27 protein-coding genes and 1 tRNA gene are annotated in these 23,409 nt (G+C 62.1%); 17 read left to right on the plus strand and 11 right to left on the minus strand.

Going from position 1 to position 23,409, the window contains the following annotated elements; genetic code table 11:
* The first annotated feature begins 89 nt into the window (after window positions 1-89).
* On the plus strand, window positions 90-677 hold the full coding sequence (locus tag ACQKKX_RS01685; protein ID WP_427568183.1) for a TetR/AcrR family transcriptional regulator: 588 nt from the start codon (window positions 90-92) through the stop codon (window positions 675-677).
* 203 nt (window positions 678-880) lie between these two features.
* Window positions 881-1,942, plus strand: coding sequence for a Tim44 domain-containing protein (locus tag ACQKKX_RS01690; RefSeq protein ID WP_427568185.1), 1,062 nt, complete (start codon window positions 881-883; stop codon window positions 1,940-1,942).
* A 58-nt stretch (window positions 1,943-2,000) separates the two neighbouring features.
* On the opposite strand, the gene ACQKKX_RS01695 is transcribed toward ACQKKX_RS01690, so the two are convergent.
* The gene (locus ACQKKX_RS01695; RefSeq protein ID WP_427568187.1) at window positions 2,001-2,498 is read right to left on the minus strand and encodes a DUF1810 domain-containing protein; all 498 of its coding nucleotides are present in this window, start codon (window positions 2,496-2,498) and stop codon (window positions 2,001-2,003) included.
* 121 nt (window positions 2,499-2,619) lie between these two features.
* On the opposite strand from ACQKKX_RS01695, the gene ACQKKX_RS01700 reads away from it, so the two are divergent.
* Window positions 2,620-3,741: a mechanosensitive ion channel family protein gene (locus ACQKKX_RS01700; RefSeq protein ID WP_427568189.1), complete on the plus strand. Its 1,122-nt coding sequence runs from the start codon at window positions 2,620-2,622 to the stop codon at window positions 3,739-3,741.
* Between the two features lie 47 nt (window positions 3,742-3,788).
* Here the strand turns inward: ACQKKX_RS01700 and greA are convergent, their stop codons facing one another.
* Entirely contained in the window at window positions 3,789-4,271 is a 483-nt protein-coding gene (gene greA, locus ACQKKX_RS01705; protein WP_427568191.1) for a transcription elongation factor GreA, read from the minus strand.
* 497 nt (window positions 4,272-4,768) lie between these two features.
* Here greA and ACQKKX_RS01710 point away from each other — a divergent pair, with 497 nt between their 5' ends.
* From ACQKKX_RS01710 to ACQKKX_RS01730, 5 genes are all read left to right on the plus strand, one after another.
* Entirely contained in the window at window positions 4,769-6,595 is a 1,827-nt protein-coding gene (locus ACQKKX_RS01710; RefSeq protein WP_427568193.1) for a putative bifunctional diguanylate cyclase/phosphodiesterase, read from the plus strand.
* Between the two features lie 291 nt (window positions 6,596-6,886).
* Window positions 6,887-8,083 carry a tRNA 2-thiouridine(34) synthase MnmA gene (mnmA, locus tag ACQKKX_RS01715; RefSeq protein ID WP_427568195.1) on the plus strand — a complete coding sequence of 399 codons (1,197 nt, stop codon included), beginning with the start codon at window positions 6,887-6,889 and terminating at the stop codon, window positions 8,081-8,083.
* Between the two features lie 161 nt (window positions 8,084-8,244).
* Window positions 8,245-8,321: transfer RNA gene (locus ACQKKX_RS01720), tRNA-Met, on the plus strand.
* 151 nt (window positions 8,322-8,472) lie between these two features.
* Window positions 8,473-8,691 carry a hypothetical protein gene (locus tag ACQKKX_RS01725; RefSeq protein ID WP_427568197.1) on the plus strand — a complete coding sequence of 73 codons (219 nt, stop codon included), beginning with the start codon at window positions 8,473-8,475 and terminating at the stop codon, window positions 8,689-8,691.
* A 200-nt stretch (window positions 8,692-8,891) separates the two neighbouring features.
* A complete protein-coding gene (locus tag ACQKKX_RS01730; RefSeq protein ID WP_427568199.1) occupies window positions 8,892-9,221 on the plus strand; it encodes a hypothetical protein in 330 nt (109 codons plus the stop codon).
* 73 nt (window positions 9,222-9,294) lie between these two features.
* On the opposite strand, the gene ACQKKX_RS01735 is transcribed toward ACQKKX_RS01730, so the two are convergent.
* Window positions 9,295-9,525 (minus strand): hypothetical protein, encoded by a 231-nt coding sequence (locus tag ACQKKX_RS01735; RefSeq protein ID WP_427569354.1) that lies wholly within the window; start codon window positions 9,523-9,525, stop codon window positions 9,295-9,297.
* Here ACQKKX_RS01735 and ACQKKX_RS01740 point away from each other — a divergent pair.
* The 3 genes from ACQKKX_RS01740 to ACQKKX_RS01750 all read left to right on the plus strand — a co-directional run bounded on the left by ACQKKX_RS01740 (window position 9,482) and on the right by ACQKKX_RS01750 (window position 10,698).
* A complete protein-coding gene (locus ACQKKX_RS01740; protein WP_427568201.1) occupies window positions 9,482-9,835 on the plus strand; it encodes a DMT family protein in 354 nt (117 codons plus the stop codon). The genes ACQKKX_RS01735 and ACQKKX_RS01740 overlap by 44 nt on opposite strands.
* Before the next feature lie 111 nt (window positions 9,836-9,946).
* Window positions 9,947-10,354: a DUF983 domain-containing protein gene (locus ACQKKX_RS01745; RefSeq protein WP_427568203.1), complete on the plus strand. Its 408-nt coding sequence runs from the start codon at window positions 9,947-9,949 to the stop codon at window positions 10,352-10,354.
* Window positions 10,355-10,449: 95 nt separating this feature from the next.
* Window positions 10,450-10,698 carry a hypothetical protein gene (locus ACQKKX_RS01750; protein ID WP_427568205.1) on the plus strand — a complete coding sequence of 83 codons (249 nt, stop codon included), beginning with the start codon at window positions 10,450-10,452 and terminating at the stop codon, window positions 10,696-10,698.
* A gap of 422 nt (window positions 10,699-11,120) precedes the next feature.
* Here the strand turns inward: ACQKKX_RS01750 and treY are convergent, their stop codons facing one another.
* The 5 genes from treY to ACQKKX_RS01775 form a co-directional block, all read right to left on the minus strand.
* A complete protein-coding gene (treY, locus tag ACQKKX_RS01755; RefSeq protein WP_427568206.1) occupies window positions 11,121-13,787 on the minus strand; it encodes a malto-oligosyltrehalose synthase in 2,667 nt (888 codons plus the stop codon).
* Window positions 13,787-15,634: a malto-oligosyltrehalose trehalohydrolase gene (treZ, locus tag ACQKKX_RS01760; protein WP_427568208.1), complete on the minus strand. Its 1,848-nt coding sequence runs from the start codon at window positions 15,632-15,634 to the stop codon at window positions 13,787-13,789. The genes treY and treZ overlap by 1 nt, the downstream gene beginning before the upstream one ends.
* Window positions 15,635-15,754: 120 nt before the next feature.
* On the minus strand, window positions 15,755-16,486 hold the full coding sequence (locus ACQKKX_RS01765; protein ID WP_427569322.1) for a metallophosphoesterase family protein: 732 nt from the start codon (window positions 16,484-16,486) through the stop codon (window positions 15,755-15,757).
* Window positions 16,487-16,530: 44 nt separating this feature from the next.
* Window positions 16,531-17,319: a nucleotidyltransferase family protein gene (locus ACQKKX_RS01770; RefSeq protein ID WP_427569323.1), complete on the minus strand. Its 789-nt coding sequence runs from the start codon at window positions 17,317-17,319 to the stop codon at window positions 16,531-16,533.
* A 378-nt stretch (window positions 17,320-17,697) separates the two neighbouring features.
* Window positions 17,698-17,916 carry a hypothetical protein gene (locus ACQKKX_RS01775; RefSeq protein ID WP_427569355.1) on the minus strand — a complete coding sequence of 73 codons (219 nt, stop codon included), beginning with the start codon at window positions 17,914-17,916 and terminating at the stop codon, window positions 17,698-17,700.
* 158 nt (window positions 17,917-18,074) lie between these two features.
* Between ACQKKX_RS01775 and ACQKKX_RS01780 the strand changes: the two genes are divergently transcribed.
* Together ACQKKX_RS01780 and ACQKKX_RS01785 are read left to right on the plus strand one after the other, a co-directional pair.
* On the plus strand, window positions 18,075-18,260 hold the full coding sequence (locus ACQKKX_RS01780; RefSeq protein ID WP_427568210.1) for a DUF3008 family protein: 186 nt from the start codon (window positions 18,075-18,077) through the stop codon (window positions 18,258-18,260).
* A gap of 157 nt (window positions 18,261-18,417) precedes the next feature.
* Entirely contained in the window at window positions 18,418-18,648 is a 231-nt protein-coding gene (locus ACQKKX_RS01785; RefSeq protein WP_427568212.1) for a hypothetical protein, read from the plus strand.
* A gap of 60 nt (window positions 18,649-18,708) precedes the next feature.
* Here the strand turns inward: ACQKKX_RS01785 and hutX are convergent, their stop codons facing one another.
* From hutX to ACQKKX_RS01800, 3 genes are read right to left on the minus strand one after another with little or no spacing between them, the layout of a single operon-like run.
* The gene (gene hutX, locus ACQKKX_RS01790) at window positions 18,709-19,233 is read right to left on the minus strand and encodes a heme utilization cystosolic carrier protein HutX (protein WP_427568213.1); all 525 of its coding nucleotides are present in this window, start codon (window positions 19,231-19,233) and stop codon (window positions 18,709-18,711) included.
* A gap of 11 nt (window positions 19,234-19,244) precedes the next feature.
* Window positions 19,245-19,589, minus strand: a complete 345-nt coding sequence (locus tag ACQKKX_RS01795) for an antibiotic biosynthesis monooxygenase family protein (RefSeq protein ID WP_427568215.1) — start codon at window positions 19,587-19,589, stop codon at window positions 19,245-19,247.
* Between the two features lie 23 nt (window positions 19,590-19,612).
* Complete coding sequence (locus tag ACQKKX_RS01800; protein ID WP_427568217.1) at window positions 19,613-19,975, minus strand: YbaN family protein; 363 nt, start codon at window positions 19,973-19,975, stop codon at window positions 19,613-19,615.
* Between the two features lie 195 nt (window positions 19,976-20,170).
* Between ACQKKX_RS01800 and galE the strand changes: the two genes are divergently transcribed.
* The 4 genes from galE (at window position 20,171) to ACQKKX_RS01820 (ending at window position 23,345) form a co-directional block, all read left to right on the plus strand.
* Window positions 20,171-21,160 carry a UDP-glucose 4-epimerase GalE gene (gene galE / locus ACQKKX_RS01805; protein WP_427568219.1) on the plus strand — a complete coding sequence of 330 codons (990 nt, stop codon included), beginning with the start codon at window positions 20,171-20,173 and terminating at the stop codon, window positions 21,158-21,160.
* 13 nt (window positions 21,161-21,173) lie between these two features.
* Window positions 21,174-21,569, plus strand: a complete 396-nt coding sequence (locus tag ACQKKX_RS01810) for a VOC family protein (RefSeq protein ID WP_427568221.1) — start codon at window positions 21,174-21,176, stop codon at window positions 21,567-21,569.
* Window positions 21,570-21,581: 12 nt separating this feature from the next.
* Window positions 21,582-22,268, plus strand: a complete 687-nt coding sequence (gene ung / locus ACQKKX_RS01815; protein ID WP_427568223.1) for a uracil-DNA glycosylase — start codon at window positions 21,582-21,584, stop codon at window positions 22,266-22,268.
* A gap of 144 nt (window positions 22,269-22,412) precedes the next feature.
* The gene (locus ACQKKX_RS01820) at window positions 22,413-23,345 is read left to right on the plus strand and encodes a VOC family protein (protein WP_427568225.1); all 933 of its coding nucleotides are present in this window, start codon (window positions 22,413-22,415) and stop codon (window positions 23,343-23,345) included.
* The last annotated feature ends 64 nt before the right edge of the window (window positions 23,346-23,409 follow it).

Consider the following 23,409-nt stretch of genomic DNA (forward strand, 5'->3'; position numbering starts at 1 on the left):
ACGAGCGTTACGGAATGATCGGTATGAAATTTGACAGAAGTGGTCAAGTGTTTTAATAACGGTCATTATGAAATTGATGGGGCAGGGTGATGGGACGCCATCGCGAATTCGACGTGGAGAAGGCGCTGGACGCCGCCGTGTGCGTGTTCTGGCGCAAAGGGTACGAAGGGACATCCTATGCCGATCTGACCGAGGCGGCGGGTGTCGAGCGCCCGGCGCTCTATTCCGCATTCGGCAACAAGGAAGCGCTCTTCCGGAAAGTGTTGCAGCGCTATTATGAGCGCCATCTCGATTATATTCCGGTAGCCCTTGCGTTGCCGAGCTCACGCGAGGTTGCCGCGCATATTCTGTTCAGCGCCATTGATCTGAACACACGCTATCCCGACCATACCGGTTGCCTTGGCATCAACGGTGTCTTGGCGGGATCGGACGAAGCCGAGTCGGTGAGGCTGGCGCTGATAGAGGCGCGTGCGCAAGGCGAGGCGATGCTGCGAGAGCGTTTCGAGCGGGCAAGGGCCGAAGGCGATCTGCCGCCCTCGGCAAGCGCTGCCGCTTTGGCGGCTTATCTGCTGGCGGTTCTCCACGGCATGGCGGTACAGGCCAAGGCAGGTTTCACCCGGCAGACGCTGCGCACCGTCGCCGAGCAGGCGCTTTCGACCTGGCCCGGGCCGGCATAGGGCGGTCCGGCGCCAATTCCCTCGTGTGATCAAATAGTTCGGCTGCCTTATCACATCGATGTGAGGGGAGTTCAGTTGGCGGCTTGCCGTCGCTTGACTATCTAGGTCTGCGGGAAATTGCGACGGCACCTCTACAAGAGCGGTGCGCCCGTCGCCATATGATGCGGGAGAGATCGCGTTTGTGCGGTCGGAAGGAGAGATTGATGTTATCGAAAATTCAGCGGTTCAAGCATGTATTCGCAGTGGCCGCGCTCGGCATTGCGGTGTCGCTCGTGGCCGTGGATTTCGCCGAGGCCCGTCGCGGCGGCAGCAGTTTCGGAAGCCGCGGCTCGCGCACCTATTCGGCGCCCGCGACCACCAATACGGCACCAGGCGCGGCAAGCGGCATCAACCGCTCGATGACGCCCAACACACAGCAGAACGCGGCTTCGCCTGCCAACGGCATGGGCGCCCAGGCGGCCCAGCAGCAGCGCCGTCCCGGCATGTTCGGCGGCATGGCCGGCGGTCTTCTCGGTGGCCTGGCGCTCGGCGGCCTGTTCGGCATGCTGATGGGCAATGGCTTTGGCGGCATGGCCGGTTTCTTCGGCATGCTGCTGCAGATCGCGCTGATTGCCGGTCTTGCCATGCTGGCCTTGCGCTTCTTCGCCCGTCGCCAGCAGCCAGCTGGTCCGGCCGGTGGGTACGGCGCGCAGCGCAACAGCCATGACGCCCCGCGTGGCGGTTATGGCGGCGGTCAGGCTGGCGGCAATGGCGGTGGCCAGTCCGGTTTCCGTATTCCGACCATGGGCAGCGCTGCCGGTGCCGCGACAGGCTATGCCGGCGCCACAGCGGCACCGCGAAAGGCCGGTGCGGATACCGATGAGATCGGGATCACCGATCGCGACCTCAACCACTTCGAAAAGCTGCTGCAGGACGTCCAGAGCGCCTATGGTGCCGAGGATTACGCGCGCTTGCGCACGCTCACCACACCGGAAGCCATGTCATACCTGGCCGAGGAACTGGGCGAGAATGCCACGGCCGGCGTGAAGAACGATGTTCGCGATATCCAGCTTCTCCAGGGCGATCTCTCGGAAGCCTGGCGCGAAAACGGTCTGGAATATGCCACCGTCGCCATGCGCTATTCGAGCATCGACGTGATGCGCGACCGCAATAGCGGGGCCGTCGTCCAGGGCGACGAACATCAGCCGAGCGAGACCGTCGAAGTCTGGACCTTCGTGCGCAAGCCGGCGGGAGAATGGCAGCTGTCGGCTATCCAGGGCGCCTGAGGAGGTTAGGTGTCCGCCGGTTGCCGGCGGCACCATATCCAGACTCGCGGGACCACGGTCATCCGCTTCGTTTCAGAAAGGCCAGCGTGCGTTCGTCGCGCCGGCCATCGCAGAATTCATCAAGGGCTTGTCCAAACGGCGAGCCCTTTTTGTCGACCTGTTCGAACAGCGTCATCGACGAGCAGAATTTGAGATCGTCGGGGGAGCCCAGAATATCGTGGGCGGAGCGGCCCGGATGGTCGAGCATGGCTTGCGTGCATTCGACGAGGCGCGCGCCGAGGATCGGATCGTCGAGATAGGCCAGCGCCTCCGCGCGCGAGCCGATTGCATACCGTTGCGCCATTGGCGAGTGGCCGAGACCGCTTGCCTGAGGAAAGATGAACCACATCCAGTGGCTCTGCTTGAAGCCCTGCCGCAATTCACGCAAAACGCTCGGATAAACCGCCTGCTGCGCGGCAAGAAACCGGCCGAGGTGAAAGGGATCGTCCCATTCGCCTGCGCGTGTCGCCGAGGGAGCGCTGCCGCCGTCCGTACGCCCTGTGTTTCTGTCACCCATGCCTATCTCCCTTTGATATTCCCCAACCCCCAAGCTGACGATCGGTTCGTTGCGGATGAGCGAAATATGAAATTTTCGTGGACGGGGTTTTCTATGCTGCAGTGCACCCTAGCTGGGAGGCATGGACCAATTTATCGCCGATTTTCGTGCCTATACCGATTGGCTGCCGAACTGGGTGGTCAGCATTGCCGTGCTCGTTCTCGCCCTGTTTGTCGGGCTGGCGCTGCATCGTTTCGTGTTTCGCATTTTCACCCGCGTGGTGGAGAACAAGGATCTGTTCTGGCGCTCGCTGGTGTCGCGCGGCAAGCGGCCGCTGAAGCTCGCCATCCTCACCTTCACCCTGTCCTTTGCGGTGTCGATCGCCCCGCTCGGGCCGGAGCCTGCCGGTTTCGTGCGTCATCTCCTGCTTTTGTGTTTCATCCTCGTACTCGGCTGGTCCGCCAAGGCGGCGCTGCATATCTGGATGACGGTCTATCTGCGTCGCTTCAAGCTGGATGCGGAAGATAATCTTCTGGCGCGCACGCACGTCACGCAGTCGCGCATCGGCGAACGTATCGGCAGCTTCATGATCGTGGCTTTGACGATCGCCGCCATGCTGATGACCTTCCCGGCGGTGCAGCAATACGGCGTCAGTGTCCTGGCTTCCGCCGGCGTCGCCGGTATCGTGCTCGGTCTTGCGCTTCAGCCGATGTTGAAGAACATCTTTGCCGGCATCCAGCTTGCCATCACCCAGCCGATCCGCATCGATGATGCGCTGATCGTCGAAGGCGAGTGGGGCAATGTGGAGGAGATCACCTCGACCTATGTCGTGGTCAAGCTGTGGGACTGGCGGCGCATGATCCTGCCGCTCTCCTATTTCATCGAGACGCCGTTCCAGAACTGGACGCGCGAAGGTTCAGCGCTGATCGGCACGGTGATGATCTACCTCGACTATTCCGTTCCTGTCTCGGCCATCCGCAAGCGGGTGGAGGAAATCGCCAATGAATCCAAGATCTGGGACCGCCGGGTGGTCAATGTGCAGGTGACGGATTTTACCGAAAGCGTCATGCAGATCCGCATCCTGGTCTCGGCCGCAAGCGCGCCCAAGACTTTCGACATGCGCTGCGAGATGCGCGAAAAGATCATCGACTTCATCCAGCGCGAATATCCGGCAGCACTGCCGCGGGTGCGGGCTGAAGGGGCCGCCAACGCCAATGGCGTCGCCGTCATGGACGGCATGCGCCAGCAGGCGTTTTCGAACTGACCGACCGGCGAGCCGGCGCGCTGTCCACCGCGCGTCGTCCAGCAAGCTTAACGAATGGCGGTGATTTCGATATCCTGACCGCCAAGACTGACCACATCGCCCACGCCCTTGCCGAGAAGAAGGCGGGCCACCGGCGATGTGTAGGAGATCGATCCGGCCTTGGGATCGGCCTCGTCCTCCCCGACGATACGGTAGGTCTGGACCCGGCCGTCGTCGCGCGCGAAGGTGACGGTGCTGCCGAAAGCGACAATCTGGTCGGTGGCCGGGGCTGGCATGAGTTGGGCGGTGCGCAGCCGTTCGACAAGATAGCGGATGTCCCGCAACGGGCCGGCCGTCTGGCGCCTCTTTTCGTTCACATCCTCGATGTCTTCGACCGCGGCATAGGCAGCGCGGGCTTCGGCGAGCTGCCGCTCCAGCGCCTTCAGGCCGGTTTCCGTCACCAGGTTCGGATGCGGCGAGATCGGGCGCTCCGGCAACAGGGTTTCGGCAGCCGTCTCGGCACTTTCTTCCTTGGTAAAGGCAACGCTCACATCAGAACTCCATGGGGCAAACGTGCATTATGCCCGGTTTTTGCGCGGCAGGACAGGCCAGGTGCCCCTTCCGGTGCCGAAGCGGATGGTGCCATCAAACCATTTTTGGTTGGCTGCGCCAATTGCTGCGCCTGCGAACACTTCGATATTTACTTAAATTGAAAATGGTGGTTTTCGTTCGGCGTTACCACACGCCCGAATCGCGCGGCAGCGCCGGATATTGTCAGCATGGATACGATCCAGAACCTGTTTCCTCTCTTCATTGCATCGGCCGCCGTTTATTTCTTCTTTCGCTGGGTGGTGCGCGACATGAACCGCAACGGCTGACCATCACGCCGCGCGACCCGATGTCGAAAACATGCAGGCGGCATTACGGCGTTTCAGGGCTGCCCGGCACAAAGCGTTCGTTTAGGACTAAATTACAGTTTAGTGATATATAGAAGACCCTGGCAATGTTGGTGCTCTACGCTCCAGCTGCATCTTGTCCGGGCCTTGTCATGATCCTTGAACTGCAAAATGCCATTCTGGAAATGATCGCGCGTGGTGAAACGCTCGAAAAGACCGTCGACCTTCTGTGTCGGGAGGTCGAGGTGATCGCGCCGGATATCGTCTGCTCGGTTCTGTCGGTTGAGAACGGTCTGCTGCATCCGTTGGCCGGACCGTCGCTGCCGCCGCCGTTTTCCGCCGCGGTCGACAATCAGCCGATCGGCCCGAATGCCGGATCCTGCGGCACGGCCGCCTATCTTGGCCAACCGGTTGTTGTCACCGATATTGCCGCAGACCCGCGTTGGCGCGGGTTCGAGGCGCTGGCTCTGCCGCTCGGCCTGGTGGCCTGCTGGTCTTCGCCGATCAGGGTGGGCACGCGGGTGGCGGCCACGTTCGCCTTTTATTTTCGTGAGAAACGCGGCCCGAACGCGCTGGAGAGGCAGATCGTCGAGGCCTGCGTGCATCTGTGCGCAATCGCCATCGAGCGCAACGAGCGCGTTCTGGAGCGCGAGCGCCTGACCTATACCGACACGCTGACCGATCTGCCGAACCGGGCCTGTTTCAACAAGACGCTGGGCGGGCTTGCCAACGCCCCGCGCGGCTGGGGCATTCTCCTGGTCGATATCGACAATCTCAAGCTCGTCAACGACACGTTCGGCCATGCCGCGGGCGACGGCCTGATCCGGACCGTTGCCAGCCGCGCAGCGCAATTTGGCGGCGCGGACCGGACCTTTCGTCTCGGCGGCGACGAGTTCGCCATTATCGTTGATCGCGGCATGGCAACGGGCGACGACAATCCGAACCTTGCGGATCTGGCGGCCCGCATCCTGTCCTCGCTGGCCGCTGCCAGCAATTGTGCCGGCCACGTGGTTTTTCCGAAAGCGACGATCGGCGGTGCGCTTGCCGGTCCGGGGGAAACCGCCGACGCTGTTCTGCAGAATGCGGATCTGGCGCTTTACCACGCCAAGGAGCGCAGCCGCGGTCAGTATGTGCAGTTTTCCGATGGTCTGGGCACCGCCATCACCCGCCGTTTCCGCGCCATCCGCGATGTCGGCCTGGCTTTGGCGCAGGCCCGCATCCATGCCTGGTATCAGCCGATCGTGCGTCTCGATACCCGCGAGGTCGTCGGCTTCGAGGCCTTGGCGCGCATGCGCACGCCAAGCGGCGACATCGTCTCGGCCGCGCATTTCCACGAGGCGACCAAGGATGCGCAGGTGGCGGCCGAACTGACCCAGTCCATGCTGGAACAGGTTGCGCGCGACATGCGCGTCTGGCTCGACGAGGGGCTTGCCCTGCAACATGTCGGCGTCAACCTTTCAGCGGCGGATCTCGCGGGCGGCAATCTTAATGAACGCATCTGCACCGCCTTTGCGCAGGCCGGCGTGCCGCTCAAACATGTGATCGTCGAAGTGACGGAATCCGTCTATTTCGGGCAGGGCGGTTTTCATATCGGCGACGAGATCCGCAAATTGCGGGCAAGCGGCCTGCGCGTCGCGCTGGACGACTTCGGGACCGGTTTTGCATCGCTTACCCATCTCCTGACGGTGCCGGTGGATATCATCAAGATCGACAAGTCCTTCACGGACCGACTGCGCCCTCGCGACCCGGCCGCCGTCATTATCGAGGGTGTCGTCGACATCGCCCGCAAACTCGGCATCCGCGTGGTGGCGGAAGGCATCGAGGAAAATGCGCAGGCTGTGCAGCTGATGGATCTCGGTTGCGCGCTAGGGCAGGGTTATCTGTTCTCCAAGGCGGTCGACAGGGATGCCGCCGCGCTGCTTTTGCGCCACTCCGCGCAGCGGCCGGCGAACGATACGGGCGCGCATCAACGGGCGTGAGGCAATTGCGACAGGCGGGCCGATGGCTCGGATGGCGGCGCGGCCGGGACAGGGCTCCTAACTCCCTGATCGCTCCTTGGGCACGCAGCCCGCGCCTTGATACCGCTCGCGCGGGCTCTCCCAGACAGCCGTGCGCTCTCGGAAGACACCTGCGCGCCGTCTCGTCTTGCGCGAAAGGGCATTCCTTTCTATATCCGGCAGACTTGAGCAAGATGCCCGGTCATCAGCGACCCCGCATCCCCGCACCGTCAGCCGCACCCAGACAGCGCAAAACCATATCGAGAGAGCTTCGTGAACACGCTGGATTTTGACAAGAGGCCGGAAGACACGCGCGTTGTCGTCGCCATGTCGGGCGGCGTGGATTCCTCCGTGGTTGCCGGCCTTTTGAAGCGTCAGGGCTATGACGTGCTGGGCATCACGCTGCAGCTTTACGACCATGGCGCCGCCGTGCACCGTGCCGGATCCTGCTGCGCCGGACAGGATATCGACGATGCTCGCCGCGTCTCTGAAACGCTCGGCATTCCCCATTACGTCCTCGATTACGAGAAGCGGTTCCGCGAGACCGTGATCAATCCGTTTGCCGAAGCCTATGCCATGGGCGAGACGCCGATCCCCTGTGTCGCCTGCAACCAGACGGTCAAGTTCGCCGATCTCTTGGCCACCGCAAAGGACCTCGGTGCCGATGCGCTGGCGACGGGTCACTATATCCGCTCGGCGCTCAATCCTTGCGCCGACAATCCGAACCGTCGCGCGCTCTACCGCCCGATCGACAGCGACCGCGACCAGAGCTGGTTCCTGTTTGCCACCACGCAGGAACAGATCGATTACCTGCGTTTTCCGCTGGGCGGCATGAGCAAGGCGCAGGTGCGCGAACTTGCCGAAGAGATGGGTCTCGTTGTCGCCAAGAAGGCCGACAGTCAGGACATTTGCTTCGTGCCGGCGGGCAAATACACGGACATCATCAACAAGGTGAAGCCGAACGCGGCACTGGGCGGCGATATCGTGCATATCGACGGACGCGTGCTCGGCCATCATGACGGCATTCTTCATTACACGATCGGCCAGCGTCGCGGCATCGGGATTGCGACCGGCGAACCGCTTTACGTCGTCTATCTGGACGCCCGTTCGCGCCGGGTGATCGTCGGACCGAAGGAGGCGCTCGATACGCACCGGGTCTATCTTCGCGATGTCAACTGGATCGGCGATCGCGCGCTTGAGGCCGATGCGGCGGCGGGTTTTGCCTGTTTTGCCAAGGTCCGCTCCACCCGCCCGCCTGCACCGGCGGTGCTGCATGCGGATGAAAAGGGCATCTATGTGGATCTCGCGGTTGGGGAGGCGGGCGTCGCCCCGGGCCAGGCCTGCGTTCTCTATTCCGGAGAGGGGGCCGATTCGCGCGTCTATGGCGGCGGTTTCATCGAACGCTCGGAAAGGGCCGCTGAGGCCGAGCTGGCGTTAAAGGCGCTGCTTTCGGCGCCGGTTGCCGCCTGACGCGGGAAGCAGGCAACGGGTAAGAGGCAGACGGGTGCAATACCCCGATTTCGAACTTCCCCGATTTTTGGCCAAAGCCTGCTTGACACTTCGGTGACACGGGTTTTATAAGCCGCTCATCAAAACGGCGGACGATCCGAAACGGTCCTTTCGTCGTGTGTGGCTGGGTAGCTCAGTTGGTGAGAGCGCAGGATTCATAACCCTGAGGTCGGCGGTTCAATTCCGCCCCCCGCTACCATTTTTCCTCATAAAATCATTGTCATCGCGAAAACCGTTCGGGCTGATTGCATGATTGGTCGGGGTCTGGCACTGTTTGCCCATTCGCGGGCAGGCGGGCGGACGATTCCGTCGCCGTTGGTGACCCGCCACTACGGGAGCTTGAGACAGGCATGAATTCCAAACGCTTCAACGAATGCCTGCGTGTCATTCGCTGGACGCCCATCAACATCGCTTCCGCCCTGCAGTGCGACCTGTCGTGGATCGAGGCTTTGGAGGCGGGGAACGAGGACGTTCCCGAGGGCTTGGCAACATGGCTGGAACATCTGGCCCGGGTCCATGAAGCCGCTCCGCCACCGAAAACATTTGCCGGTCAGCGCGCCCGGCTCTGACGCCCGCTGCCTGCTGCCCGCTCCACCGCACGGCGCGCGAGCCGACTGCGCTGGGGCTGATAAACGCCCTGTCACCCGCTCCCATGGTTTTAATTCCGGCTGCCCCGGCGGCTCGGGAACAAAGATCCGTGACCACGCGTTTATTCGCCGTCAGACATTCGTGCAGCCGCTCGGGATGAGGCGGCACCAAGGAGGAGCCAATGCTGAAATTCTTGACTACCGCTGCCCTCGCGATGGCGATGAGCGCAGGTTCTCTCACCGGCGCCGTCACCACGGCTCAGGCGCAGGATGTGCAGCTGCGCATCGGCCCGGATGGCATCCGCCCGGTCGTGCCGGATCGTGACCGCGATCGCTACGACCGCCGTGGCGGCTGCAGTGAACGTGATGCGCGCCGCGCAGCCCGCGAATCCGGTCTGCGGGATGCCGAAGTAACCCGCGTTACCCGCCGCAGCATCACCGTCGAAGGCATGACCCGTCGTGGTCCCGACCGCATCACCTTCGCCAACGAACGCGGTTGCCCGGAAATCTGATCGCCAGCCGTCTCTGTACGATTTTATCGATGGGCCCTGCCATTCCCGGCGGGGCCTTTTTCTTTGCTGTCATTTATTCCTCTGTTTCGGGAAGCGCGTCTGACCGGCCGGCGCATCGCCCGACGCGCGATCCGGACGGGAGGATGAAAACGCGGTCTTGAGCGATGCCGCGCGCCGGTCCATTGTGCACTTCGACGAGCAGCGTCACACGCGTCGGCGCTGCCCTTTCCCGCCCCATCAGTTCCACAGGATCCTCGAAAATGCCGTTCTCGCTCAGCCCCGCTGCCGTGTGGCCCATCGTCATGCTGCTCGCATCCAACGTGTTCATGACATTTGCCTGGTATGGGCATCTCAAGCACAAGGGCAGCGCCATCTGGCTGGCGATCGCGGCGTCTTGGGGCATCGCCTTTTTCGAATATTGCTTGGCAGTGCCGGCCAACCGCATCGGTTCGGCCGTCTACACGACCGCGCAGCTGAAGACGATCCAGGAAGTCATCACGCTTATCGTATTTGCCGGCTTTTCGGTCTTCTGGCTTGGTGAAAATCTTACCATCAACCATGTGATCGGCTTCACGCTGATCGCCGTTGGCGCTTCCTTCATCTTTCGGGCCTGAGGGAAATGCGCGGATGGCGGAGCGCTTCAAGCAGGATCACTCTTGCCGTCCCGCCGTCTTTCGCCATAGTTGCATTCATCCGATCCGCTTTCGCCAACAGGGAGTGTTGCCGTGGAGACGACGAATGACGATAGCCAGGAAGCGGTTCTGCCGCCCTTCCAGACCGGCATCCGCGGTCGCTGCCCGCGCTGCGGTAAGGGGCATCTCTTCCAGGGCTTCCTGACACTGAGGCCGAGTTGCGAGGTCTGCGGGCTGGATTATTCCTTCGCCGATCCCGCCGACGGTCCGGCCTTTTTCGTCATCTGCTTCGGCTGCGTGCCGAGCGTGGCGCTGGCGGTCTGGATCGAGATCGCATTCCAGGCGCCGTATTGGGTGCATCTCTTCACCACGCTGCCGTTCATGCTGCTGACATGCATCCCGCCACTGCGGCCGCTGAAGGGCTGGCTGGTCGCCAGACAGTATTTCTACAGGGCGCGCGAAGGCGAACTCGTCCGCCGCGATACGATCGAGCGGCCCTGACCGCGCCGGCCCCACAAGATCTCGCCTATCGCTCCGCTTCTTCGGAACAAAGCACCCGCCCAGATCATTCGATTGGGGAAATCAGGGAGCAGATCATGTCGGATGCGGATGTCATCGAAAACGAACACCAACGCCGAGCGCTTGCCGTCGAAGGCGCGCTTATGCTGCTGATCGACGGGCTGGCTTCCCGCGGAACGATTTCCGTCGATGAGGCCGAGGATATGCTGAGGGTTCTGTCCAGCAGTTCGCATCGCTCCGCGGCGCGTGCGTCGAGTTCGCTGCGCGTGGTCAAGCAGATCCGCAAGCTGCGCGGTGGCGATGGCATGGCCACGCCGGGCGCCTGAGCGATCAGGCGTCCGAGAGGTCGCACGACCCCACTTAGGCGGCCGTAACTCCCTCGAAAACGGAACCTTTTCATCGTCTCAACCGTTGGCGTCACAACAAATAAAAGGAGAGTTAGTCATGAACAGCATCGTTTGGCTCGTCGGCGCCGTCGTCATCGTCATCGCCGTTCTCAACCTCGTTGGCTTCGCCTGAAACCTGCAAACCCGTCCTCAAACACTGGAAAGGATACTATCATGAACAGCATCGTTTGGCTCGTTGGAGCCGTCGTCATCGTTCTCGCCGTTCTGTCCTTCGTCGGCATCGGCTGATACGAACGAACCTTCGGTCAAGGAACAAACAGGGCGCCGATCGGCTGGATCGGCGCCCTGTTTGCGTTCCGGGCTCAAGAAAATAGCCGGGCTGGAGGCCCGGCTTTGCAGATTCAGGTCTCGGCGACGAGCAGCGTGAAATGCTGGCCCGCCAGCGCCTCCGCCACCGAAAGCGTGTCGCCGGCTTCGACCATCCGTCCTGAAAACAGGTCCCGGTAGCGGCGTCCGGCCAGCCCCGGCTCGAGTGCCAGCGCCGTCTCATCCCAGCCCTCCAGCGCAGCCGGGGAAGGGTGATGCGCAAAGGCCGCCAGCACCAGCCGCGGCGCGATCAGCAGCACGGCGTCTTCGCCCTGTTTGCGTGCAAAGCTGACGACGTTGTGCGCGCGCTTTCCCTTTGCCGTCAGAGGCGTGTAGCTACCTCGCGAAAACAGTGCCGGTTTTGCCTGGCGCAGGCGCAGGGCTCGCGCGATGACCTGCTGCTTGACGGCACCGTTCAGCCAGTCGTCATCACTGACCGGCAGATGAGTGGTAGCGTCGAGCTGTTTCGCCAGACGGTCAAAATCCGGCACCCGGCGGTTATCGGGATCGACCAGACTGAGGTCGAGCGTCTCGCTGCCCTGGTAGATGTCGGGAATGCCGGGCGCAGCCAGCTTGATCAACGTCTGGGTGATGCCGTTGACGGCACCGGCCCACCAGAAGGGCTGCATGGCGGCGACGAAGTCTGACAGGAAGATGCGGTTGGCAAACAGCGCGCGCACATAGTCAGCCACCGCCTTTTCATAGGCGTCGTTCGGATCGTTCCAGCTGGTGTGGAGTTTGGCCTCGCGCAATGCCTTTTCGACAAAGGTCAGGAAGCGCTCCATCAGCGCGGACATGCCCTCGGCATCGGTCGGTGAGAGTTCAGGCGGCCAGACACCCGCGAGCGCCTGATACAACATCCATTCGGTTGCCGGTTCGGGCACGGCGCCGTCCGGCAACGACCGGATCGCCGCCGCATTGAGGCCGCGCCAGCGATTGACCGCCTCGGCAAACACCTCCGGCGCTTCGGTGAGCGCCAGCAGCCGGGCGCGGGCATCTTCGCCGCGTTTGGTATCGTGGGTCGAACTGGCCGACAGACCGGCAGGCTGGGCGAGCAACCGCGCCTGCATGGCAGCGTGGAAGGCTTTCAGATCGTGATCGCGCGGATGCGGCTCGCTGCCCACCTCGTTGAGCGCCAGCAGCGGGTTGATGCGGAAGAACAGCGTATCTTCGATGGATTTCGCCGTGAGCGGTCCACTGAGCTGCTGCATGCGCATCCGGAATGTCGTCGCCTGCTGTGAAACATTGTCCGCGACATCGCCGCGGATCACCGCCTCGATGAAGGCGAGTGCCGGCGCGTTGGCGCGACCGGCCTCGCGCACCTGTTCCATGACCCGGTCCATCAGGGTCGCGTTTACCTCGGTCAAACCCTCGGCCGTGCCATAGGTACGGTAGACCGGGAAGGCGAGAAGAATTTCACGCAGGGCTTCACGCATGGCGGCAGGTTCAATCGCATCCGTCCCCTGCGCCGCGGCGATCTCATGCGCCAGCCGCAGCAGGGTCGAGACCTCACCGGCGAAATTGACATCGAACATCAGTCCCTTGGCGTCACGCACCTCGGAAACGATATGGGTAGGGCGGCCGCGCAGCCGGTCATAGGCGTGGTTGAGCGCCTTCAGGCCCGCATTGTCGATCATCACGTCCGTCAGTTCGTCGATGAATTCGTAACCCGTCGTGCCCTCGATCGGCCAGTCCGCCGGAATAGTTTCCTCATGACCGAGGATCTTTTCGACGATCAGATAGGTATCCGGGCCGATCTTCTCGCGCAGGTGCTGGAGATAGGCTTTCGGGTCGGCAAGGCCATCGACATGATCGATGCGCAGACCGTCGACCGTGCCGTCGCGCACAAGGTCGAGCACGGTGCGGTGGGCATCGTCGAAGACCGCGTCGTCTTCGACCCGCAGGCCGGCAAGGCCGGTGATCTCGAAAAAGCGGCGATAGCTGAGGTCGTCTGCGGCCGTGCGCCATGAGGTCAGACGCCATGGCTGCAGGCCGTGGATCTTTCGCAGCCAGTCGGCATCGCCGGAAAGGTTTTCGAGTGCTGAGGCAAAGGCCGAAGCGTCAGCCGGCCCGGCAGCATCGACCAGCCGGCGCAGATCGGCGTGGAACGCGTCGGGTGCATGCGCGTCGGCCCTGCCGGCCAGTTCGGCAATATCGCGCGCCAGCGGAAGGTCGATGCCGTCGAGCACGGCCGCATAGCTATTGGGATGAAGTGGGTAGTGGCTGTCGAAATAGGCGAGCGACAGGCAGCCAGCCTCGGCATCCAGACGAATGGACAGATCGTCCAGCAGCGCGTCGAAATGGTCGCCAAGGAAGGGCAGGGTCAACGGCCGCGTCCAGTTCACGTCGAAATGGCGGGCGTAAAGGCTGTCCTTGCCCCATTCGACGATGCTGCGCCACCACGGGTTCTCGAGCGACGCGGCCATGTGGTTCGGCACGATATCGAGAATGAGGCCGAGCCCTGCCTGTTTCAGGGCGGCCGACATTGCATCGAAGCCTTCGCGACCGCCAAGCGACGGATCGATCTCGTTGGCGTCGGTCACGTCATAGCCATGGGTGGAGCCGCTGGTGGCGGTGAAGATCGGCGAGGCATAGAGTTGGCTGATGCCGAGTTTCTTCAGATAGGGAACGAGCGCCATGGCGCGTTCGAACGTCATGCCGTTGCGAAACTGCAGGCGATAGGTGGAGGTCGGACACGCCATCACTTGCGGCCCTCCGCAGCATCGATCGCAACAACGACGGACCATGGCGGCAGATCGCCGTCATCGGCGGATTTGCCGTCCCGGGTCCCGGTCGTTTCGTAAAGGATGTTGCCCGGCAGATTCGGTCTTTTGGCTGGGCTATCGGACAGATTGGCAGCCATCGACAGGGTGGCACCGCCGAGCGTCCAGCTCACGGCGATCATCCCGCCCTCGACGGCCGCGATATTGCCGGCATGGCCTCGTGCACCGGCCAGCAACGGAACGATATTGCCGCGCCGCAGTGTCAGCAGCCGCTCGACGAACGCCGTCCATTGGCGGCCTGTCTCACTTTCGAGCCTGTTCCAGTCGAGCTTGCAGGCCGTAAAGGTCTTTTCGGCATTGGGATCAGGGATCTCGGACGTATCGCCTTCGCCCGCGCGAAAACCGGCATGGCCGGTGAATTCCTTGCGGCGACCCTCACGCACCGCTTTGGCAAGATCGCCGTGGAAATCCGTGAAGAACAGAAAGGGTCTTTCCTCGCCCATTTCCTCGCCCATGAACATGAGCGGGATGTGCGGGGAAAGCAGGAGAACCGCAAGCAGGGCCTCGACCCTGTCCTGGCCCGCCAGCGTCAGCAGACGTTCGCCAAAAGCGCGGTTGCCGACCTGGTCGTGGTTCTGGATGAAATCGACAAAGGCCGTCGGCGGTTGGTGCGTGCTTGGAGACCCGCGCTTTTCGCCGGTCGATGGCGCAACGTCGCCCTGATGGGCAAAGCCCTCGGCCAGGACGCGGGCCAGATGCCGATGCGGTTCTTTCTCGAAATCCTGGTAATAGGCATCGGTCTCGCCGGTCGCGATGACGTGGATGACATTGTGGAAATCGTCGTTCCATTCGCCGGTATGCAGCGGCACCGTGCCGTCCTTCCCGCGTTCATGCAGGAACGTGACGTTGCGATTGTCTTCGGTTGTCAGATGAATGTGGCGATCCGGGTTTTCCGAACGGATGCGCTCGGCGATTTCGACAAGGACGTGTTTTTCGCTTTCGTCGCGGATCTGATCGATCGCATCGAAGCGCAAGCCGTCTAGATTGAATTCCTCAAGCCAGTAGAGCGCGTTCTCGATGAAGAAGCGGCGCACCGGATCCTTGTCATAGGCGATCGCCGCACCCCAGGGGGTGGGCGTGTCGGGATGGAAGAAGTCGGGCGCACAGGCCGGCAGATAGTTTCCGTCGGGGCCGAAGTGATTGTAGACGACGTCGAGAAGCACCATCAGACCGAGGCCATGGGCGGCATCGACAAACGCCTTGAAATCCTCGGGCGAACCATAGGCGCTATGCGGCGCATAAAGCAGAACGCCATCATAGCCCCAGCCGCGGTTGCCGGCGAACTGGGCGACCGGCATGATCTCGACGGCGGTGATGCCGAGCCTGGCCAGATGCGGCAGACGCTCCATGGCCGAGCGGAACGTGCCGCCTTCGGCAAAGGTGCCGACATGCAGCTCATAGATGACGGCCTCTTCCCAGGGCCGGCCGCGCCAATCGGTTTCCTGCCATGGGTAGGCGGTCGGGTCGATGACGAGAGAGGGACCGTGCACGTCGGCTTTCTGGGCGCGCGACGCGGGGTCGGCGATCGCCAGTCCGTCGTCAAGCACATATTGGTAGGGGGTGCCGGGCTCGACCCCGGTCGCAAGGATTTCGAACCAGCCGTCGCCTGCACCGGTCATTGGCGTATCCTCGCCGTCGAGCCGCAGCTTCACCTCCTGCTGACCGGGCGCCCACAGGCGGAAGCGCACCTCTCCGGCAGCGACATATTCCGCGCCCCATGTTTTTGGAAAGGTTCGCAATTCAGTGGCGGTGTCGGCTGATGGCATCAGAAATCCCCGAAGTGATTGTTGATGCCCTCAACGGCGAAGCGGCTTCGTAGTTCCCCACCGCTTGAGCGCCCGGCGAAAAATCGCAATGCCGTGCGTTCGAGGCCTGCAGTTCGAGCCCTACAGCTCGAGCAGGGCGTAGGGCCGGCCGGTCGGCTTTTCGATATGTGCCGCCACGTTATAGACAGGCGCGCCGCCCGGGGTCCTGCCTTCATAGGTTCCGCGATGGGCGTGGCCATGCACCACCGCGCTCACCGGAAAGCGGTCGATCGTTTCCGCCAGTCGCGAGGAACCGAGAAAGGGGTAGATGGCCTCCGGCTCGCCGGCGACGGTTTCCGGGATCGGCGCGTAGTGCAGCACCACCATGGCGCGGTGCGAACGGACCTGCCTCAGCGCATTTTCCAGCCGCATCGATTCCTCGACGCTTTCCGCCACCATCGCCTTGATGGCCGGTTCGCCGAAGGAGCCCAGCATGTGGCGGCCAAAACCGCCGGCAAACCCCTTGACGCCGGCAAAACCGACGCCGCCGATCTCGACCGCCTGCCCCTCGAGAAGGTGGACACCCGCATCCTTGAGGATCGTCTTCACCTCTTCGATGGAGCCGCACTCGTAATCATGGTTGCCGAGCACGCCGACGACCGGGATGGTGCAGCTGCGCAGGTCGGCGGCCAGCAGTTCGGCCTCTTTCGGTTTGCCGAGATCGGTCAGGTCGCCGGCCATGACAAGAACGTCGGCCTTCGACGAGATTTCCGAAAACAGTTCGCGGTAGGATTGGCTGCCGTTTTCCTTGACATGCAGATCGGCGACCGCGGCAATGCGCAGCGGCTTGTGCGCCGGCTCGGTCTGGGGCAGGTCCTGCGGCGGGTTGTTGGCGCTCTGGTGAATGGCTTCGTCGTTCACAGCAATGCTCCTTCCTGGGCCTGGTCGCGGAGTTCGCCTTCGCCGCCGACATCGGCAAAACCCCATTCCTTGACGTCGATTTCGAAATCAATGCGCGAAAACATCCGGCCCCGGCAGATCTTCATCTGCGGCGGCGGCAGCTGACGCTGGGCGGCAAGACGGTCAAGCAGTTCGTCCATCAGCCATTCCGGCACCTTGTCGCGCTCGGTCGGGTAGATCCAGCGGAAGTTGAGGAGGTGGATCAGCAGCACTTCCCAATGGACTTCCATATGGCCGAGCAGACGTTCCCAATCGATCTGGTCATGCGCCTTGAGGATGACATGCACGACATCGGCGCCGTCATAGCGGTGGCGCAGCTGCACGAAACACTTGGACCAGATCAGCTCGGTCGGGGCAATGACGCGCACCTGATGGCCGTGCATTTCCATCTGCCGGGCATTGTCGAGCCACAGGTCGCCGATCGGCATCGTGCCGTTGGAGCCGGCAAAGATCACATCGAGAAAGTGCTTGCCACGCTTGACCTTGCCCAGCCAGCGGTCGTCTTCGACCTCGACTTCAAAGCCCTTCGACTTGAAATGCGCCAGGATCCGCGTGTAGTCGCCGGCCTTGCAGAAGATGTCGAGATCCTTTGTGGGCCGAGATATGCCGGTATAGGCGCTGACGGCAAACGTGCCGGCGACAAGGAAGGGAATGTGACAGGCGACGAGTTCCTCGATCGCTTCGGCGGCAAAGGCTTCCGCCTCCGCATCGGCCAAAGTGGGCGAGGCCTTCGGTTCGATATTCATCCTGTTGCCGGCGCTCTCATCAGCCGAAACGCGCTGTTCGCTGCGTGGCCCCGCGGCGGCGCCGGTTGGAGCTGATGCGCCCGGAGCGGGGTTGGTCGAGCCGGCCATCGCCGCCGCAGCCGAGGCAGGCGCAACGTTGCGGATATCGCTCAGGACCTGCTCCTGCATGCCCTGTTCCAGGGCATTGTCACGGGTGCCGTCGTGGCCATTGTTCTGGGCGCTGTCCTCAGCGCTGTTTGGTGCACTTTCCGGGGCGCTGTCTTGGGCGCTCATGCATGTCCTCCGAATGATTGCGCGTGACAACCCGCTCGCCAGGCCGAGCCTCCGCCGTGGGAGGCCGGTCTTCCGGCAGCCGGCGAGCAGGTACCCGCCAGCGGATCATTTTTCCTGGTTGTCGGCATTGGCAAGCGGGCTTGGGCGGCCGTCTTCGCCGTCCTCGGCTTCACGCTGGTCGGCGTCTTCCAGATCGGAGCGGACGAGAAATGTATCGATATTGCCGAGACGGGCGGCTTCCCGCAGCGCATCGGGATTGGTGGTCTCGAGGGTTTCCTGCTCGATCGAAGGATCGATATCCTTGCGGGGGTCGCGATTGTCCATGGGCTTGCCTTTCGGGTTGCGTTGTGCAGGACAACCCCGGCAGCGCCCGCGGGTTCCACACGCTCAACCGTCGGGCTCGATTTTCGGAACCTGCGGCAACCTTCGACTGTTGGATATGTCGGTGCGGACGCGGTTCGCAACAGTTGGGAGAAATCGACATGCCTGCAAAATCCAAAGCACAGCAGAAGGCCGCCGGCGCGGCCCTGTCGGCCAAACGCGGCGACACCAAGAAGAAGGATCTCAAGGGTGCTTCGAAAAGCATGGAGAAATCCATGAGCGAAAAGGAGCTGGAGGCCATGGCCTCGACCAAGCGCAAGGGCAAGCCCGAACATCGCGCATCATGAATGCTGCCGGATGCGTGCTCGGGGTCGTGCCCGAGCACGATCGGGGCCTGAGCACGATCGGCCGGAGCACTCGACCGATGGGAACCCGACCCGCTCGGTCCTGAGCCGATCGGTCGGCGACGCGGCCGCATGCACGAAATTTTCCAGGGAGAACGCAATGCCGCCAGAGGAACTTGCCAGCACGTTGCGAGTGCTGCCGCTGCGGGTCGGGATCTACATTCCCGATGACCTGCTGGAGGACTGGTTTGCGCCGGGAACCGGCATGGACCCGCCGAGCGAAACGGCGCTTGCAGCGGCGGAGGCCTATGGCCGTCAGTTCGAATGCGAATTCAAATATTATCCGGAACGCCGCGAGGCCGTTTTGTGGAAATGGGTTCCGGCCATGTGAGCGCTCGTCCACGAAATCCCCACCCGGCCCTGGAGGTCCGCCGGGCCAGGTGGGGCTCGCTTACCGCGGTGCGTAGCGGTCGTGCAGGGCCTCGAATTTCGCCAGTTGCTCGGCGATCAGTTCGCGATTTTCGTCCCGGCGGACAAACACCTTGAACATTGCCGAACCCTTGGCGTTCATGAACCAGACGGAGCAGGAACGGCGCCCGTGGAAGGCGCGGTCGACAAAGGTCACCGAGGCGCAATTGTCCTTTTTGATATGGCCGCCAATCGGACTGTCGCCGTGGATGTTGAACCAGCCATGGCCCTCGGAGCCTTCCGGCAGCGATCCCTCCGCCTCAAGGACGATATCGTCTGTATGGACGATGAACAGGACTTTTCCCCATTGCGTGAGGTCGGTCCAGATCGGCGCGAACTCGTCCTTTGCTGCGATGACGGCGGCACCTTCCGGCAGGATTTCGAGGATTTCCGCAGGCGTTACCCGTGCTGCGCCGGCGATCGCCTCGATCACGCCATCGGGTTTTTCGGCCAGGGCGGCAAGCGCCCGGGCGCGGCGGTCACCGGTGTTTTCGGTTTGCGCGTCCATGAGCGAAAACCTTACGCCGCATCGGCGCGCGCGCCGTTCTTGTCTTCGTGGATAATGACTTCGAAACCTTCGAAATGGGGGCCGGAAAGATATTCGACTTTGCCGCGGTTGGCGCCGGCATTGGCGTGAGCTGCGCGGAACTGTTCCGACTTCGTCCAGGCGGTGAAATGCTCCTGGCTTTCCCAGACGGTATGCGAGGCGTAAAGCGTATGGTCTTCCGCCTTCGGGCCCTTCAGCATGTGGAATTCAAGATAGCCGGGCAGGGTGGAGAGATGGCGCTCGCGGTTTTTCCAGATCTCCTCGAAGGTTTCCTCGAAGCCGGGGACGACGCGAAAACGGTTCATGGCAATATACATTCTGGTCTCCTTGGACACTGTGATTACGTGGGGCCATCCGGCCTTGTGATGATGAAGGCGGACGAGCCGAGCATGATGACGGCGACAAGCCCAGCCAGCCACGGGGCCGGGTGGCTGCCGAACCAGAATCCGGCATAGCTTGCCGCCATCAGACAGATGGCGCTGACCTTGGCGCGACGCGAAATGCCGCCATGGGCCTTCCAGTTGCGCAGGGGCGGGCCGAAGGTCTTGTGGTTCATCAGCCAGGCTTCGAGTCGCGGTGACGAGCGGGTGAAACAGGCCACAGCAAGCAAGAGAAACGGTGTCGTCGGCATGACCGGCAGAAACGCCCCGATCACGCCGAGCGCAACGAAAAACCATCCGAGACAGAGAAAGACAATACGCATCCGGTTCCTATAGCTATACTGCGGGCGATCCGGCCAAGGCCGGTCTTCGCCCGCGCGCGACGATATTCGCTTGGGATCGCAGCCGCAATTCTTTTCCGCAAGGCTCCACTTTTACCCGCCGGTTCCCGGCTGGATATTTGAGTCCTGCTCATTATATTGCAGTGCAACACTCAAACCTGAAAACTCGAGGTATCGATGTCGAAGAAGAAAGTGCTCGTGGTCGGCGGCGCCGGCTATATCGGTTCGCATAACTGCCTGCTTCTGGCGGAAAGGGGTTATGAGCCGATCGTCTTCGACAATCTTTCCAACGGTCATGCCGAATTCGTCAAATGGGGACCGCTCGAAGATGGCGATATCCGCGACCGCGCGCGCCTCGACGAGGTGTTTGCCAAGCACAAGCCGGATGCGGTTCTGCATTTCGCGGCGCTGATCGAAGTCGGGGAATCGGTGAAGAACCCGGTCGCCTTCTACGACAATAACGTCATCGGTGCGCTGACGCTGCTGTCTGCCGCCTTGGATGCCGGCGTGAAGGCGTTCGTCTTCTCCTCGACCTGCGCGACCTATGGTCTGCCGGATGCGGTGCCGATGGACGAAACGCATAAGCAGGCGCCGATAAACCCTTATGGGAGAACGAAATTCATCGTCGAGCAAGCGCTCAAGGATTACGGTACCTATAAGGGGCTCAAATCGGTCATGCTGCGCTATTTCAACGCCGCAGGTGCCGATTTCGAAGGCCGGATCGGCGAATGGCATACGCCGGAAACCCATGCGATCCCGCTTGCTATCGAAGCGGCGCTCGGCCGCCGCGAAGGTTTCAAGGTGTTTGGCGATGATTACGACACGCGCGACGGCACCTGCGTGCGCGACTATATCCATGTTCTCGATCTGGCCGATGCGCATGTGCGCGCGGTGGATTATCTGCTGGCGGGCGGCGAGACCGTCGAGCTTAATCTGGGGACAGGCACGGGAACGACGGTGAAAGAACTGCTCGCCGCCATTTCCGCGGTTTCCGGCAAACCGTTTCCGGTGGAATATGTCGGTCGGCGCGATGGTGATTCCACCACGCTGGTTGCCAATAACGACAAGGCGAAAGCCGTGCTCGGCTGGCAGCCGCAATATACGCTGGATGATATCATCCGGTCCGCATGGGACTGGCATTCGCGCAGCAACCATATTCTGACGTAAGGGGCATTCGCCGATGGCAAGACTGGTGCATTCGATGATCCGCGTTCTCGATGAGGCGCGGTCGGTCGATTTCTACGACAAGGCTTTCGGCCTCAAGATTGCCGATCGAGTGCGCTTCGACGGATTTACGCTGATCTACCTTTCCAACCCGGAAACCGGCTTCGAACTGGAACTGACCGTCAATGACGGACAGGCGGAGGCCTACGATCTCGGCAATGGTTATGGCCATCTGGCCGTGACGGTCGAGGATATCGAGGCGGAATACAAGCGTTTCACCGGGCTCGGCTTCACCGTCGGCAAGCTGGTCGAAATGCCGCATGAGGGGAAACCTTTCGCCAGATTTTTCTTCGTCACCGATCCGGATGGCTACAGAACGGAAGTCATCCAGCGCGGCGGACGGTTTCAGTAAGGAGGATTGGTCATGGCGGACGTGAAGCTCGAAGAGACATGGAAGTTCGCGCTCGAAGAGGAGTTCGCCAGCCCATACATGGCCGATCTCAGGCAGTTTCTCGTGGCCGAGAAGGAGGCCGGCAAGCGCATCTTTCCCAAGGGGTCGGAGTATTTTCGCGCGCTCGACCTGACACCACTCGACGAGGTGAAGGTCGTCATCCTCGGGCAGGACCCTTATCATGGCGCAGGGCAGGCGCATGGCCTTTGTTTTTCCGTGCAGCCGGGCGTGCGCACGCCGCCGTCACTGGTCAATATTTACAAGGAGTTGAGGGACGATCTTGGCATCGAACCTGCTAAGCACGGTTTCTTGGAACACTGGGCGGAACAGGGCGTGCTTCTCTTGAACAGCGTGCTGACGGTGGAGGAAGGCAAGGCCGCCGCGCATCAGGGACGCGGCTGGGAAAAATTTACCGACGCCGTGATCCGCACCGTCAACGATGAATGCGACGGCGTGGTTTTCATCCTCTGGGGCTCCTACGCGCAGAAAAAGGCGTCCTTCGTCGATCAGGAACGGCATCTGGTGCTGAAGTCGGCGCATCCGTCGCCGCTCTCCGCGCATAACGGCTTTCTGGGGTCGCGGCCGTTTTCCAAGACCAACGAATACCTGCAGTCGATCGGCAAGGACCCGGTGGACTGGCAATTGCCGGAAAGCGTTTGATCGCGCGTTGGTGAACGATTTCCGTTTATCGTCGTCATTTATTGAACAATGCGTTCGGGCCTGATCCTCTATCCAGAACGCGTTGCATCCACCATCTTCCCTTCATGAAACGCGGTTCAAGCGAAGCCGCAGAAGGGAATTTAAATGCTCGACCAGATCAAAGGCCTTCATCACGTCACCTCGATGGCGGGAAGCGCCCGTACAAACAACCAGTTCTTCACCGATACGCTGGGCCTGCGCCGGGTCAAGAAGACCGTCAACTTCGATGCGCCGGACGTCTATCATCTCTATTACGGCGACGAGGTCGGCACGCCCGGTTCGGTGATGACCTATTTCCCGTTCCCGCAAATCGCCAAGGGCCGCCCCGGTACCGGCGAAGTGGGCACGACCGTTTTCTCGGTGCCGCAGGGTTCGCTGGGTTACTGGAGCGATCGGCTGACCCGCGCGGGTGCTGAAGGCCTGAAGGCCGACGAAGCGTTCGGCGAAAAGCGCCTTCATTTCGCAGGTCCCGATGGCGATGGCTTTGCGCTGGTGGAAGTCAGGGGAGATGCCCGCGCCCAGTGGACGGGCAATGGTGTCGGCGCCGACGAGGCGATCCGCGGTTTCCATTCCGCTTCGCTGCGCCTGCGGGACGAAGGCGCCACCGCCGAACTGCTGAAGTTCATGGGCTATGAAGAGGTCGACCAGAAGGACGGCGTGTTGCGTCTGGGCATGCCGGGCGGCAACGGTGCCGATTTCATCGATATTGAAACCATGCCGAACATTTCCGATGCCCGGCTCGGCGCTGGTTCGGTCCATCATATCGCCTTTGCCGTCGAGAACCGGGAAAAGCAGCTCGAGGTGCGCAAGGCGCTGATGGACACCGGTTATCAGGTCACCCCGGTGATCGATCGCGACTATTTCTGGGCGATCTATTTCCGCACGCCGGGTGGCGTCCTGTTCGAAATCGCCACCAACGAGCCGGGTTTCGACCGCGACGAGGATACCGCCCATCTCGGTGAAGCGCTGAAGCTGCCGAGCCAGCATGCGCATCTGCGCAAGGCACTGGAAGAGCATCTCGAGCCGCTGGAAAACTGATGTCTTGGGAGGCTGCCGGTTCGATGCGGCAGCCTCCGCTCCCTGTCCGATAAGGAATTTCACG

Origin of the sequence: Neorhizobium sp. NPDC001467, from assembly GCF_050275975.1 — a bacterium.
Classification (GTDB): Bacteria; Pseudomonadota; Alphaproteobacteria; order Rhizobiales; family Rhizobiaceae; genus Neorhizobium.

Coding starts and splice junctions, on each gene's coding strand:
- ACQKKX_RS01685 (WP_427568183.1), top strand. CDS start 90: ATGGGACGCCATCGCGAATTCGACGTGGAGAAGGCGCTGGACGCCGCC.
- ACQKKX_RS01690 (WP_427568185.1), top strand. CDS start 881: ATGTTATCGAAAATTCAGCGGTTCAAGCATGTATTCGCAGTGGCCGCG.
- ACQKKX_RS01695 (WP_427568187.1), bottom strand. CDS start 2,498: ATGGGTGACAGAAACACAGGGCGTACGGACGGCGGCAGCGCTCCCTCG.
- ACQKKX_RS01700 (WP_427568189.1), top strand. CDS start 2,620: ATGGACCAATTTATCGCCGATTTTCGTGCCTATACCGATTGGCTGCCG.
- ACQKKX_RS01710 (WP_427568193.1), top strand. CDS start 4,769: ATGATCCTTGAACTGCAAAATGCCATTCTGGAAATGATCGCGCGTGGT.
- ACQKKX_RS01725 (WP_427568197.1), top strand. CDS start 8,473: ATGAATTCCAAACGCTTCAACGAATGCCTGCGTGTCATTCGCTGGACG.
- ACQKKX_RS01730 (WP_427568199.1), top strand. CDS start 8,892: ATGCTGAAATTCTTGACTACCGCTGCCCTCGCGATGGCGATGAGCGCA.
- ACQKKX_RS01740 (WP_427568201.1), top strand. CDS start 9,482: ATGCCGTTCTCGCTCAGCCCCGCTGCCGTGTGGCCCATCGTCATGCTG.
- ACQKKX_RS01735 (WP_427569354.1), bottom strand. CDS start 9,525: ATGACGATGGGCCACACGGCAGCGGGGCTGAGCGAGAACGGCATTTTC.
- ACQKKX_RS01750 (WP_427568205.1), top strand. CDS start 10,450: ATGTCGGATGCGGATGTCATCGAAAACGAACACCAACGCCGAGCGCTT.
- treY (WP_427568206.1), bottom strand. CDS start 13,787: ATGGCGTGTCCGACCTCCACCTATCGCCTGCAGTTTCGCAACGGCATG.
- treZ (WP_427568208.1), bottom strand. CDS start 15,634: ATGCCATCAGCCGACACCGCCACTGAATTGCGAACCTTTCCAAAAACA.
- ACQKKX_RS01770 (WP_427569323.1), bottom strand. CDS start 17,319: ATGAATATCGAACCGAAGGCCTCGCCCACTTTGGCCGATGCGGAGGCG.
- ACQKKX_RS01775 (WP_427569355.1), bottom strand. CDS start 17,916: ATGGACAATCGCGACCCCCGCAAGGATATCGATCCTTCGATCGAGCAG.
- ACQKKX_RS01780 (WP_427568210.1), top strand. CDS start 18,075: ATGCCTGCAAAATCCAAAGCACAGCAGAAGGCCGCCGGCGCGGCCCTG.
- ACQKKX_RS01785 (WP_427568212.1), top strand. CDS start 18,418: ATGCCGCCAGAGGAACTTGCCAGCACGTTGCGAGTGCTGCCGCTGCGG.
- hutX (WP_427568213.1), bottom strand. CDS start 19,233: ATGGACGCGCAAACCGAAAACACCGGTGACCGCCGCGCCCGGGCGCTT.
- ACQKKX_RS01795 (WP_427568215.1), bottom strand. CDS start 19,589: ATGTATATTGCCATGAACCGTTTTCGCGTCGTCCCCGGCTTCGAGGAA.
- ACQKKX_RS01800 (WP_427568217.1), bottom strand. CDS start 19,975: ATGCGTATTGTCTTTCTCTGTCTCGGATGGTTTTTCGTTGCGCTCGGC.
- galE (WP_427568219.1), top strand. CDS start 20,171: ATGTCGAAGAAGAAAGTGCTCGTGGTCGGCGGCGCCGGCTATATCGGT.
- ACQKKX_RS01810 (WP_427568221.1), top strand. CDS start 21,174: ATGGCAAGACTGGTGCATTCGATGATCCGCGTTCTCGATGAGGCGCGG.
- ung (WP_427568223.1), top strand. CDS start 21,582: ATGGCGGACGTGAAGCTCGAAGAGACATGGAAGTTCGCGCTCGAAGAG.
- ACQKKX_RS01820 (WP_427568225.1), top strand. CDS start 22,413: ATGCTCGACCAGATCAAAGGCCTTCATCACGTCACCTCGATGGCGGGA.